Origin of the sequence: Flavobacterium indicum GPTSA100-9 = DSM 17447 (assembly GCF_000455605.1) — a bacterium.
GTDB classification, from domain to species: Bacteria; Bacteroidota; Bacteroidia; order Flavobacteriales; family Flavobacteriaceae; genus Flavobacterium; species Flavobacterium indicum.
The window spans coordinates 2,506,031-2,518,388 of sequence record NC_017025.1 but is presented as its reverse complement, the minus strand read 5'-3'; the positions used below and the strand labels follow the sequence as shown (position 1 = coordinate 2,518,388).

Genomic DNA, 12,358 nt, shown 5'->3' with positions numbered 1-12,358 from the left:
TTTATTTTTTTAATAAATTTTCAATCAAATTAATATAAAAATCCGTTGGACTAATCGTGTCATTACAATTGGTAATAGTTTTTAAATGATTTTTTAAAAAATGCTGATGAAGTGAACCCTCCACAATATTTGAAACCAAACTTTTTGCAAAAGGATACTCAGGGGCTATCTCTTCAACCATGCCAATTATACGATTGATTACCCTTTTGTAAATTAAAAAATAACCTTCTTTATTCTCATGATCAACTTCCTTGGTGTGAAGTGTTTTTGTGAATTCTTCAATTATGATTTTACTTAAAATAGATTCATTAATATAATCGGTCGACTCATCGTCATCTACTTTTTCAGAAACAACTGTAATTGCTTTTTTTAATTTTAAAAAATTATCATCTATATTAGTTGTAGCAAAGACTAATTTGTATTCAATCCAGCTCCAATACCAAGAAGACAAATAAACCAGCAGTTTGTGTTTATTTTCAAAATACCTATAAATAGAACTTTCGTTTGAGCCAATTCTTTGACCTAGTTTTTTAAAGGTAAACTCTTCAAATCCTATTTCATCAATTAAAAGAATACTTTCCTTAAGAATGTTTCGTCCTAGTGAAGACGTTTCAGGATCTTTAACAAAGATTTTATCGCTGATTTGGAATTTAATATTTGAAATATAATAGTGCATTATTAATAGTTATTTATACAAAGATAATAGTAATACTATTGAATATGAAATTTTAACTTTTATTTATAATTTGTAAAAAGTTTAAACAGTATGAGGATTGTCATTTTTTTGAGTAAATTCGGTAATTAAATTTGCATAAAAAATAATAGGTATGAGTAAATATGTTACAGCAGCGGAAGCTGTAAAAGTTGTTAAATCTGGTGATAGAGTATATGTACAAGCGGCAGCTGCAACGCCGTCGGTTTTAACAAGAGCATTAACAGAAAGAGCTGCAGAGTTAAAAAGTGTAGAAATTTGTCACTTGCATACGGAGGGAGATGCACTTTATGCAAATCCTGAACTTTCGGAAAGTTTTCATGTAAATTCTTTTTTTATTGGAGCAAATGTTAGACATACTTTAAAAGCAGGAAATGGTTCTTATACTCCTGTATTTTTAAGTGAATTACCGTTGTTGTTTAGAAAAAATGTCCTTCCTTTAGATGTTGTTTTTATTCATGTATCGCCACCTGATAGTCACGGTTATTGTTCGTTAGGTACTTCAGTAGAAGCTACAGTTGCTGCGATAGAAAATGCTACAATTGTTATAGCACAAGTTAATAAAAACATGCCAAGAACCTTTGGTGATGGTATTTTGCATGTTTCTGAAATTGATTATTTGGTAGAAGTTGATGTGCCTATTTATGCGCATGATGTTGTTGCTTTCACTAAAGAAGAAGAGAAAATTGGAGAATATATAGCTTCCTTAATAGAAGATAAAAGTACCTTACAAATGGGTATTGGGTCTATTCCCAATGCTGCATTGAGTAAATTAACTAATCATAAAGATTTAGGATTACATACCGAAATGTTTTCAGATGGTGTAATTGATTTAATTGAAAGCGATGTTATTAATTGTAATTATAAAGCGGTTTCAAGAGGTCGTGTTTTAGCTACTTTCTTAATGGGCTCAAAACGATTGTATGATTTTGTAAATGATAATCCATTCATTGAAATGAAAGAGTCTTCATTTGTAAATGATACTGCTAAAATAAGAAAGAATCATAAAATGGTGGCTATAAATTCTGCTATTGAAGTGGATTTAACAGGGCAAGTGTGTGCAGATTCTATTGGAGCAAAAATGTATTCAGGAGTAGGAGGACAAATGGATTTTATTAGAGGTGCTTCTTTGAGTCAGGGAGGAAAGGCTATTATTGCCTTGCCTTCAATTACCAAAAAAGGGGAGAGCAGAATAGTTCCTTATTTAAAACAAGGAGCAGGGGTAGTAACTACAAGAGCTCATGTACATTATGTGATTACAGAAAATGGAATTGCCGATTTGTATGGGAAAACCTTAAAACAAAGAGCTGCAGAAATGGTTAAAATTGCTCATCCTATGCATCAAGAAGAAGTTGAAAGAGCCTATTTTGAATTTAGAAATTCAATTTAAAATAAAAACTCCCGAAATATTTCGGGAGTTTTTTTATTTTTTTAAGTCTAACTTTTCAGCAAAATAATCACAAAAGTCATTCATTGTAGCAGCCATTTTTTCATCGCCAGTAGCGCGTTCAAATGTATCGGTCATAGCGACTAATGTTTGATGAAAGAAAATTTTCATTTCATCAACTGGCATGTCTTTTGTCCATAAATCAATTCGTAGGGTTTCTTTAGCATTAGCGTCCCATATTGACAATAAAACGGTCTTAGCTTCTTCGTTTTCAACTCCTCCGTCTTTAGCAGTCCAAAGTAGTTTTTCTGGCACGTGATTTTCGTCTAATTCTATATTGATTTTAATTTCTGAGTTTCTTGACATAATTTATTTTTTTGGTTTGTATTTAGAGTTGTTGAAAATTTCTAAGGGCTCCATTTTTAATAATTTATCTACAGGAGTATCATTGTTTTCCATGTAACTTTTAACAATTTGCCAACCTACCCATTGTCCTACACGTCCTGGTGATTCTTTGTCAATTGCTTCATAAAATTTAGTAAATGGTGCTTCTTCTATAAAACGTTGATAATTTTTTATATTATTGTCGTAGAGTAGTTTGTTTTCAATTAAATAAGACCATATTTGTGCTTCATTTTCTTGACACCATTTATATTGGGTAGTTGTATAGCCAATTTTAACATTATCCGCTGTGGTTGGTAGCAATAAATCTTTTAAATATTGAATTTTTCCAAAGTATATCATTTCTCCCAGTAAAGTTTTATCTTGAGAAGGGACTACTTTTCTAAAGCCAAAATTAGTTACTAGATCAGGTAAAATTTGATCTTTAGTTAAGTTTTGTTTTTGATATTCTGCAAACACATCATAAAATGGATGTTTACTTCCTAAATAGCAATCTAATGAGATAAAAATAAAATCATTCGTGTACAATGCTTTTTTATCTAACAAAACTTCATTGATTAAAGTTATTACTCTAGGAGATTTTTCTTCAGGGAAGTAATGTTTTATTCTACTTACCAGCATTTCAACATCGTCTTCTAGTTGAGTTGTATTGGGAAATTGTTTTTTAACTTCTTGATTTAACTCGATAAAATATTTGTCTTTTATTTTGTTGGTCCAAAGCGTGTCAGGAAATTGGGAAGGAAATAAAAACGGATATTCTTTTTTTAATTGAGGAAGCGTTTCTGCAGTTGCTTGAGCATATTTAATATCAAAACGTTCCAAATCTAAGTCAACAGACTTTTTTATATCCAATGCTTGCTCTTTAGCGTCGTCATTTTTACATTTAACAAATGTCAATGAAAGTATAAAAAGGGCGAAAATTTTTCTCATTATTTGATTTTTAGTAATTTTATCAAAAATTAGTTGCAAATATATAATTTATATATCTAACAAAAGTTTAAAAAAATGTCAAATAAAAGTTCATTAAATCTAGAAGCCATAAATGATTTTATTGTTAATTGGTTAAAGTCCTACGCTGAAAACGCAAAAGTTAAAGGATTTGTAGTGGGAATTTCAGGTGGAATAGATAGCGCTTTAACCTCTACGTTGTGTGCACAAACTGGATTTCCAACTTTATGTGTTGAAATGCCAATCCATCAAGCAGAAAGTCACGTAAATAGAGCTAATGAACATATTGATCAATTGAAAGCAAGATTTTCAAATGTTTTTAATGAACGAGTAGATTTAACACCTGTGTTTGAAATGTTTAAAAACCAAGTTTCAACATCAGATAATGAAGCGGTTTTGAATTTAACATTAGCCAATACTAGAGCGAGGTTGCGCATGACTACCTTATATTATTTAGGGGGTTTGCATGGTTTTTTAGTAGTAGGTACTGGCAATAAAATAGAAGATTTTGGTGTTGGATTTTATACGAAGTACGGTGATGGGGGAGTAGATATAAGTCCGATTGCAGATTTAATGAAAAGTGAAGTAAGGCAATTGGCCGCTTATTTACAAGTACCAGATAGTATTTTAAAGGCAAAACCAACAGACGGGCTTTTTGGTGACGACAGAAGCGATGAAGATCAATTAGGAGCAAGTTATGATGAACTAGAATGGGCTATGCTAGAAGTAGAAAAAGGCAAAAAACCAGAAGATTTTGAAGGAAGAAAGGCAGAAGTATTAAAAATTTATAAACGTCTGAATTCCAGTAATCAGCATAAAATGCAGGCTATACCGGTTTGTCTATTGCCTGATAAACTTAAACTATTATAAAATTATAAAAATTTAAGTTTATTTTTATTAAATTTGCAATAAGTATATATGAATCTCCAAATAATTTAAAAAAGAACTACTATGATAACGATTTGTTTCGCGGATAATTCTCCGATTGTTCATCAAGGTATGAAAACTTTCTTTAGTGAAAGTAAAACTTGCAAAGTTGAGACTTTTGTTAAAAATTATGATGAATTACAAAAAGCTTTATCGAAAGGTAAATTTAATACTGTAATTTTAGATGTTGAGTTGAATGGATTAAACAGTATAATTAATGTAAAAGCATTAGTGAAAAATAATCCTGAAACTAACTTTATAATTTTCACAAATGTATCGGACACTTTGTATGCTCCTCCTGCAATTAAATCAGGTGTAAAAGCGTATTTGTCAAAAAACATCGAATTGGCTGAATTAGAAAAAGCAATTGTTAGTGTTAACAATGGTGAAGTAATTTTCAGTGAGTCAGTTAGAGAAGCTATTGAAATGCTTAAAAAAGTGAAAAAAGAAGATCGTTTGTACAAAAAATTATCTTCTCGTGAAATTGAAGTTTTAAGATATTTCAATGAAGGTAAGAAAAACAAAGAGGTGGCTAAAATTTTATCACTAGATGAAAAAACGATTAGTACTTACAAGTTAAGATTACTACAAAAATTAAATGTGACTAACTTAGTAGATTTATTAAATAAATCTAGAGAGTTAGAAATTATTTCTTAATTAAAAGCGAGCTAAAACTCTACCTAAATTTTTAGCTATAATTTTAGTAAGACCTAGATAATCTTTTATACTTAGAAGTATTTCTGTATTATCATCTTCAATATTTGATGACACTGAGTTTTTAGTGTCATCAATTATTTTATGGACAAGGTACCAGCGCAAAGTAAGTATCGTTTCGCTTACGTACTGTCCGATAGTTTCCTCTTTTTGTTTCACAACAATGTGTTTCTTTTCCCATTGATGTAAGGAATCGCGTTCTTCTAACATTAAAATGGACGTAATTTTGTCTGCCACTTCGGGTGAAACTTGTGAAAGGTATTTTTCAATTACAAATTCCTCATTTTGGTTGTGATAAGAAATTAAATCATTATAAATGGTTTTGAATACAGGGTTGGTTAACTCTACCTCATCTTCTTGTAACGCTAAATAAATGCGTTCTGAAACTTTAAAAGCATTGGTTTCGCGTACTTCAACTAATTCACCTTCTTCGTTTTCAACCATAAAAATATCTTCAAAATCTTCTACTTTATTACCATATAATAATAATATTTCAATAATTTTTTGTTCTAATTCGTATTGAATATCAATTTTCGACGGTTGTAATTGTTCATTGTTTTTAACAACTTCAAATACTTTCTTTTCTTCAGTAAATTTTTTATTCGCATCGGCTACTTCTTTCTTAGAAATTTGAGCCAATGTATTGAATAACACTTCTTCAGAAATATCCATTATTCTAGAACATTCCTGAATGTAGATTTCACGCTTTATTCGATCGGATATTTTAGCAATACTGTTTACCATATCACGAATAGCTTCCGCTTTCTTGATTGGGTCGTTTTTGGCTTCATTCATTATCAAATTTGCTTTGAATTGAATAAAGTCAATCGCTTGTTCTTGAAGGTAAATTTTTAATTCGTCGTTGGAAGTTTTTTTAGCAAAACTATCTGGGTCATCGCCATCAGGAAATGTTACTACTTTCACATTCATTCCTGCTTCCAAAATCAAGTCAATTCCGCGAACGGCAGCTCGCATACCTGCTGCATCACCATCAAAAAGCACCGTCATGTTGTTGGTTAAACGACTTACCAATCGGATTTGATCGGGGGTTAAAGCCGTTCCTGAAGAAGCTACAACATTTTCAATACCACTTTGGTTGAATTGAATTACATCGGTATAACCTTCTACTAAATAACAATTGTCGAGTTTTGCAATAGCTTGTTTAGCATGATAAATTCCGTATAGTACTTTACTTTTGTGGTAAATGTCGCTTTCGGGCGAGTTGAGGTATTTGGCTGCTTTTTTATCATTGGTTAAAATTCGACCACCAAAACCCAAAACACGTCCACTCATGCTGTGAATGGGGAACATTACTCTGCCTTTAAAGCGGTCAAACAGTGATCCGTCTTCCCGTTTTATAGTTAATCCGGTTTTTTCTAAAAATTCCAGTTGGTACCCTTTTCCTAAGGCTTCTTTACTGAAAACATCCCAAGAATCAGGGGAAAAACCAAGTTGAAATTTCTCTATAGTTTCTAGTGTAAATCCTCTTTCTTTAAAGTAAGACAAACCAATAGCTTTTCCTTCGTCGGTCTTTAAAAGAGTGTTTTTGAAGTAGTCACGAGCAAATTCAGAAACCAAATACATGCTTTCTTTTTCATTGGCTTTCTCTTTTTCTTCGTTGGTTTCTACAGTTTCTTCTACTTCAATATTGTATTTGTTAGCCAAATATTTGATTGCTTCTGGATAGGTAAAATGTTCGTGTTCCATTAAGAACGTTACGGCATTACCTCCTTTTCCAGAGGAGAAATCTTTCCAAATTTGTTTCACCGGCGATACCATAAAAGAAGGAGACTTTTCGTTTACAAACGGCGACAAACCTTTAAGGTTAGAACCCGCACGCTTAAGCTGAACAAAATCACCAATAACTTCCTCTACACGAGCAATATCAAATACTTTTTCTATGGTTTCTTTTGAAATCAAATTTTAAATTTTTTAGGATTGCTAAGGTACAAAGATTTTGAGAAGTTCGGAATTCAAGAATTAACAATTAAGAAATTGTTTTATATATATTTATTTAATCATCAGAATCTGCTTCTTTTACACAAATAAAAAGACATAATGTTATTAATAATTCTAAATGTGTTTCTTCAGTATTTGTAAAATTGAAATTATATTCACGTTTAAATGAAAAAATATTTTGGTTCGACTCTTTTTTATAGTTCATTATCTCAATTCCATTTTTGTATAAATAAGATTTTTGTCCACTTAAAAAGAAAATTTCATATATGTCGCCATCGTAATCACAAAAATAATTGTGTTTATACCATTTAATTCTTCTAAAATGCAACAATACATTATCTGGATTAAATAATCTTATTTTAAAATTATCAGATAAGAGGCTAATTTCATGTTTTAGTATTGATTTAGTTATTCCAGTTTTAATTTCGTGAAGTTTGAAATGACTATTTGCTAACGATTCGGAACTTGTATAGTAAAGTTCTTTTCCGTCTACAAAAATTTGATTTTTAGAACTGAAAAATCTTTCAGAACGTACTATTTGAATTTGCATTTAATAATTTTAATTTTTAAAGTTACAATTTAAAATTATAATTAAAAAAACCTGCAAAGAAATTTCCTTGCAGGTTTTAAAAGTATGAAAATATAACTCAAATTAATTCCAATCAAATCGGATACCTAAAGAAATGTTGTTTTGATCAATGGCATTATTTTTAAACATCGGGTTTAAATCGTATTTTAAATATAATGATGTTTGTTTGTAACCAACGTAAGCACTTAATCCATAAGTAAAATCATTTACATTAAAATCTGCTTTTGTTCTTTCTTTTATTTTTTTGCCGTCAATTTCATAGGCAATAAATTGTTTAGAATTAGTGTTTACACCTACAAATCCTCCTAATCCTATTCTTGCACCTCTATGCGATCTAAACATTTTTGTTCCATCTTCTTTGGTGTCTGTTTTAGAAAAATCAAATTCTAAATGTACTGGTACAACAAAATATACGTTTTTAAAATAGGTACGTTTGTCTTTTAAGTCGATTGGGAAAGTTGTTAGTACTGTTTGGTCGCCAGTATCTTCAAAAACTCTATTCTCAGTAGCATGTAGCATGTTGTATTGGAAACCTAAACCATATTTTAAATGTAATAAATTGGTATTGTTTGTTAAACGTGTATTCCAAGTTACTCCCCACTCATAAAAAGTAGAACGTAAGTAGCCAAAATCTGAATTAGCTATAGCTCCATCTGTTACAACATTATTAAAACCTGTTGCAAATACAAACTGACTTGTGGTTCTTTTTTCACCTAAGTTTTTATTTTTCTTGTTGTTTTTTATAGAAAGAGGAGCATTTATTGCAACCGAATAATTAGCTGTTGAGTCGGTTGATTTAAAATCTAAATTTCCATTAACTAATTCTCTTAATTTTTCTTCTTCAGCCGCTACTTTTGTTTCAATGTTGTTAGCTCTTTCTTCAGCGATTTTTGCTTTTGTTTTTTCAGCTTCTTCTTTTGTCATTGAACCATTTTCAACAGCTTTGTCTATGGCTTCAACTTCTTTCTTCAAAGCGTCTTTTTCTTCTTTTGTAATTGTTTTAATGTTGGTTGCAATTTCTTTTGCTTGTTGTTCAAAGGTTTTAGTTTCTTGGGCTGTTACTTTTGCGCAAGTAGCAAGCATAGCCATACTGATGTAAAGGATAATTCTTTGCATGATAATAAATTTTAGTTAAAGTATTTTTTGAATTTTTATTCTAAATTTCTATTGTTGTATACAGCTTGTACTTCTTTAAATTTAGCAAATGCTTTGTCTTTAAACGACTGGTTGAGCTCTGATTCAGCCGAAGAAAGCAAATCGTTTGCGTCTACTGAAAGCGTAGACTTATAGCTGTTTTTTGCATGGATAGTTTTTTTATTGCCTTCTACCTCTGCTAATAAGGATTCTGGAGTAATATAGTTGTATTTGCGTTTGTTAACTGTTGTAATTTCATTATTGATTTGCGAATTTTTAAATGAGCTGTCATCGGTTAAATAATTTGTCAAATTTTTTATTTGTTGTGGCTTGTCAGATACTAACTCTTCATTTATTTTTACTTCGTTTTTTTGATTACTATAATAACCATTATTCGTTGCTAAGGCAGAAGTTTTACTGTTTTCTTCTTTAGGATTAAAAGAGTTTGAATCTGATTTAGCATCATCTTGCTCTAATTTTTGTTCAAAAACAATTTCTTGTTTTGTTTTAATTCCTTCTTTATTTTCAATTAAAAAAAATCCAATTCCTAAAAAAACGATGAAAGAAGCGGCTGTTCTTAGCCAGAAAAAACCTTTTTTTGGTTTTTTTTCTTCTGCAACCGTTAACATGGCGTCTAATCTGTCCCAAGCTTGAGCAGAAGGAGCTATTGTTCTTTTATTGAACTGCTCTTGGATGTTGTTTTCAAATTTATTTCGTTCCATGAATACGTTCTTTTAATTGGTAAATTTGGGTTTGAAGCATTTTTCGCGCATGTGCCAATTGCGATTTCGAGGTTCCTTCACTTATTTTTAATACTTCTGCAATTTCTTGATGTTTGTACCCTTCAATTACATATAAATTAAAAACCATTCGATAGCCATCGGGTAAATTATCAATTAGCAATTGGATGTCATCGATTGAAAAATCTTCATTTTCATAAACTTCTTCACTTTCTGTAAGAACAATGTCTTCTATATCTTGATGATTGAAATTATTTTTCTTTACTCTTAAGTAATCAATGCATTCATGAATCATTATTCTTTTTATCCAACCTTCAAAACTGCCTTTATGTTCAAATTTCTTTAGGTTAGAAAAAACTTTCATAAATCCAGTAATCATTATATCTTCTGCATGGTGAATGTCTTTAATGTATTGACGACAAACACTTAACATTCGAGGAGAAAATTTGGTATACAATTGATGTTGTGCTTGGCGATTGTTTTCTATCGCTTGTTCAATCAAATGCTTTTCTTCTTGATATAGTGTTATTACTTTCATGTTCCAATTCAATGACAATTAAAATGTCAAAATTCAATTTTTCTAGACTTCTATTTCTATAGACGATTTTGTTTTAGAAATGGTTGTATGGCAATTAGTCAATTTTCAATTTATCAATATGTCAATTATAGATTCTATTATTATAGACGATTTTGTTTTTGAAATGGTTGTATGGCAATTAGTCAATTTTCAATTTATCAATATGTCAATTATAGATTCTATTGTTATAGACGATTATGTTTTTAAAAAGGTTGTATGGCAATTAGTCAATTTTCAATTTATAAATGTGTCAATTATAGATTCTATTTCTATAGACGATTTCTGTTTAAAAATGGTTGTATTCTAACTGATAAAATTGAATTGACTAATTGAAAATTGGCACATTAAAATTAAATCTTTCTATCAATAACGTAATTTACCATTAGTGTTAAGGAATCTTTGTAGATAGATGGGGGGAAGTTTTGAATAAGGTGTAAAGCTTCTTGTTGGTAGTCAATCATTTTTTGTTCGGCATATTCTAATCCGCCGTTATTTTTTACGAAAGCAATAACTTCTTTAACACGTTTTTTATCTTTATTATGGTTTTTTACGGAATTAATCAACCAACTTTTTTCTTTTGGAGTACAAGTATTTAATGTATGAATCAATGGAAGCGTCATTTTTTGTTCCTTGATGTCAATACCGGTAGGTTTTCCTATCGCATCATCTGTATAATCGAACAAATCGTCTTTAATTTGAAATGCCATTCCAATTAATTCACCAAATTTGCGCATCTTTTCAATTACTTCTTTGTCGTCTGGAGCCACAGCACAAGCGCCTAATGAACAACAAGCAGCAATTAAAGTAGCTGTTTTTTGACGGATAATTTCATAATAAACGTCTTCAGTAATATCGAGTCGTCGGGCTTTTTCAATTTGTAACAATTCGCCTTCACTCATTTCTCGAACTGCCACAGAAATGATTTTTAATAAATCGAAATCATTATTGTCAATAGAAAGAAGTAAGCCTTTAGAAAGTAAAAAATCGCCAACTAATACCGCAATTTTATTTTTCCACAAGGCATTGATAGAGAAAAAACCACGTCTTTTATTGCTGTCATCCACCACATCATCATGCACTAAAGTTGCGGTGTGAATTAATTCAATTACCGAAGCCCCTCTGTAGGTTCTGTCGTTAACCGTGCCGCCTGAAACCATTTTAGCAGTTAAAAAAACAAACATAGGTCGCATTTGTTTTCCTTTTCGGTTGACGATGTAATGGGTTATTCTATTTAAAAGAGCCACTTTGGAGGACATGGCCAACTGAAACTTTTTTTCGAAAAGTTCCATTTCAAAGGCGATGGGTTCTTTTATTTTTTCGGTGATTTTCATTGCTAAACAAAAGTACTAAAATCTAGGTATAAAAAAAACTCCCGAAGGAGTTTTTGATTAATTTGATATTGCTTTAACCAAATCTTTTAAATCACCTTTGTTAAAGGCTAATCCCATAATCGCAAATTCAAAATAGACAACATTTCCATTTGTGGGGTCAAAAACAAATATTGATTTATTCATTGTGATTCCAGGTTGAAGGTAATAATAATTTGGATCCTTATCTTTTATTACTTTTTTAAGTTTTTCTAAATTACACATTTCGAACTTGTAAGGATAAATCCCTGCAATTTCTTCTTTTTTTAATTTGTTTCCAATTGATTCTTCACAGATTAATAATGTTCTGTTCTTGATGTCGTTAGTGTTTTTATTGTAAATTTCTTGAAGTTTTTTTACTAATGTATAAGTATTACCATTTAAATCGTTTTTTTGTACCGTTTCAATAGAAATCACCATTGATTCTAGCATATTACTTATTCTATAACTACAATCATATAAATTATATTCATTGATGTAAAAATTTAGTGGACAATAAGCAATTAAATCGCCATATCCATATTTAGATATTGATTTTTTACCACCATTAATTAAAGATAAATAATGATAATTTTGCCCCATATTTTTACCTGGAATTGTAGTTAATAGAACAAAAGAAGCGCTTTTATCTGTAATTTTAGAATCTAATTCTTCTTTTTTTAAACTAGAAAAAGATGTTATTTTCCAAATTCTATTTGCTGCATTCATGATTTCTTCATCATAAGTTTTGTCCCCAGATAAAACAAAATAGGTTTTAGAAGCTATAAACTGATTAAATTCATCTGACTTATACCCTTTTGCAGTAAATTGTGCAAAAGTGCAGTTAACAATTAATAAGACAAAAATTAATTTTAAAAGGTTGATTTGTTTCATGGTTAAAAAATATTTATTTTTGCGAAAAT

14 protein-coding genes are annotated in these 12,358 nt (G+C 30.2%); 4 read left to right on the top strand and 10 right to left on the bottom strand.

Features of this window, described 5'->3' with window-relative positions; all coding sequences use genetic code 11:
• Position 1 precedes the first annotated feature (1 nt).
• Positions 2-676, bottom strand: a complete 675-nt coding sequence (locus KQS_RS11740) for a TetR/AcrR family transcriptional regulator (protein ID WP_014389393.1) — start codon at positions 674-676, stop codon at positions 2-4.
• Positions 677-827: 151 nt separating this feature from the next.
• On the opposite strand from KQS_RS11740, the gene KQS_RS11735 reads away from it, so the two are divergent.
• Complete coding sequence (locus KQS_RS11735; protein WP_014389392.1) at positions 828-2,102, top strand: acetyl-CoA hydrolase/transferase family protein; 1,275 nt, start codon at positions 828-830, stop codon at positions 2,100-2,102.
• 33 nt (positions 2,103-2,135) lie between these two features.
• Here the strand turns inward: KQS_RS11735 and gldC are convergent, their stop codons facing one another.
• Together gldC and gldB are read right to left on the bottom strand one after the other, a co-directional pair.
• Positions 2,136-2,465, bottom strand: a complete 330-nt coding sequence (gene gldC, locus KQS_RS11730; protein ID WP_014389391.1) for a gliding motility protein GldC — start codon at positions 2,463-2,465, stop codon at positions 2,136-2,138.
• 3 nt (positions 2,466-2,468) lie between these two features.
• On the bottom strand, positions 2,469-3,431 hold the full coding sequence (gene gldB, locus KQS_RS11725) for a gliding motility lipoprotein GldB (RefSeq protein ID WP_014389390.1): 963 nt from the start codon (positions 3,429-3,431) through the stop codon (positions 2,469-2,471).
• A 75-nt stretch (positions 3,432-3,506) separates the two neighbouring features.
• Between gldB and nadE the strand changes: the two genes are divergently transcribed.
• The gene (gene nadE, locus KQS_RS11720) at positions 3,507-4,319 is read left to right on the top strand and encodes an NAD(+) synthase (protein WP_014389389.1); all 813 of its coding nucleotides are present in this window, start codon (positions 3,507-3,509) and stop codon (positions 4,317-4,319) included.
• An 81-nt stretch (positions 4,320-4,400) separates the two neighbouring features.
• Complete coding sequence (locus KQS_RS11715; protein WP_014389388.1) at positions 4,401-5,033, top strand: LuxR C-terminal-related transcriptional regulator; 633 nt, start codon at positions 4,401-4,403, stop codon at positions 5,031-5,033.
• Here the strand turns inward: KQS_RS11715 and dnaG are convergent, their stop codons facing one another.
• The 5 genes from dnaG to KQS_RS11690 all read right to left on the bottom strand — a co-directional run bounded on the left by dnaG (position 5,034) and on the right by KQS_RS11690 (position 10,050).
• A complete protein-coding gene (gene dnaG / locus KQS_RS11710) occupies positions 5,034-7,010 on the bottom strand; it encodes a DNA primase (protein ID WP_014389387.1) in 1,977 nt (658 codons plus the stop codon).
• 94 nt (positions 7,011-7,104) lie between these two features.
• Entirely contained in the window at positions 7,105-7,599 is a 495-nt protein-coding gene (locus tag KQS_RS11705; protein WP_014389386.1) for a hypothetical protein, read from the bottom strand.
• Positions 7,600-7,701: 102 nt separating this feature from the next.
• The gene (locus tag KQS_RS11700; RefSeq protein ID WP_014389385.1) at positions 7,702-8,754 is read right to left on the bottom strand and encodes a hypothetical protein; all 1,053 of its coding nucleotides are present in this window, start codon (positions 8,752-8,754) and stop codon (positions 7,702-7,704) included.
• A 35-nt stretch (positions 8,755-8,789) separates the two neighbouring features.
• On the bottom strand, positions 8,790-9,494 hold the full coding sequence (locus KQS_RS11695; RefSeq protein WP_014389384.1) for a hypothetical protein: 705 nt from the start codon (positions 9,492-9,494) through the stop codon (positions 8,790-8,792).
• Positions 9,481-10,050: an RNA polymerase sigma factor gene (locus tag KQS_RS11690; RefSeq protein ID WP_014389383.1), complete on the bottom strand. Its 570-nt coding sequence runs from the start codon at positions 10,048-10,050 to the stop codon at positions 9,481-9,483. Before KQS_RS11690 ends, KQS_RS11695 begins: the two co-directional genes overlap by 14 nt.
• A 118-nt stretch (positions 10,051-10,168) precedes the next feature.
• On the opposite strand from KQS_RS11690, the gene KQS_RS11685 reads away from it, so the two are divergent.
• On the top strand, positions 10,169-10,396 hold the full coding sequence (locus KQS_RS11685; protein WP_014389382.1) for a hypothetical protein: 228 nt from the start codon (positions 10,169-10,171) through the stop codon (positions 10,394-10,396).
• A 43-nt stretch (positions 10,397-10,439) separates the two neighbouring features.
• Here KQS_RS11685 and KQS_RS11680 read toward each other — a convergent pair whose 3' ends face one another.
• Positions 10,440-11,420 carry a polyprenyl synthetase family protein gene (locus KQS_RS11680; RefSeq protein ID WP_014389381.1) on the bottom strand — a complete coding sequence of 327 codons (981 nt, stop codon included), beginning with the start codon at positions 11,418-11,420 and terminating at the stop codon, positions 10,440-10,442.
• Between the two features lie 57 nt (positions 11,421-11,477).
• Positions 11,478-12,329 (bottom strand): hypothetical protein, encoded by an 852-nt coding sequence (locus tag KQS_RS11675; protein ID WP_014389380.1) that lies wholly within the window; start codon positions 12,327-12,329, stop codon positions 11,478-11,480.
• Positions 12,330-12,358 lie beyond the last annotated feature (29 nt).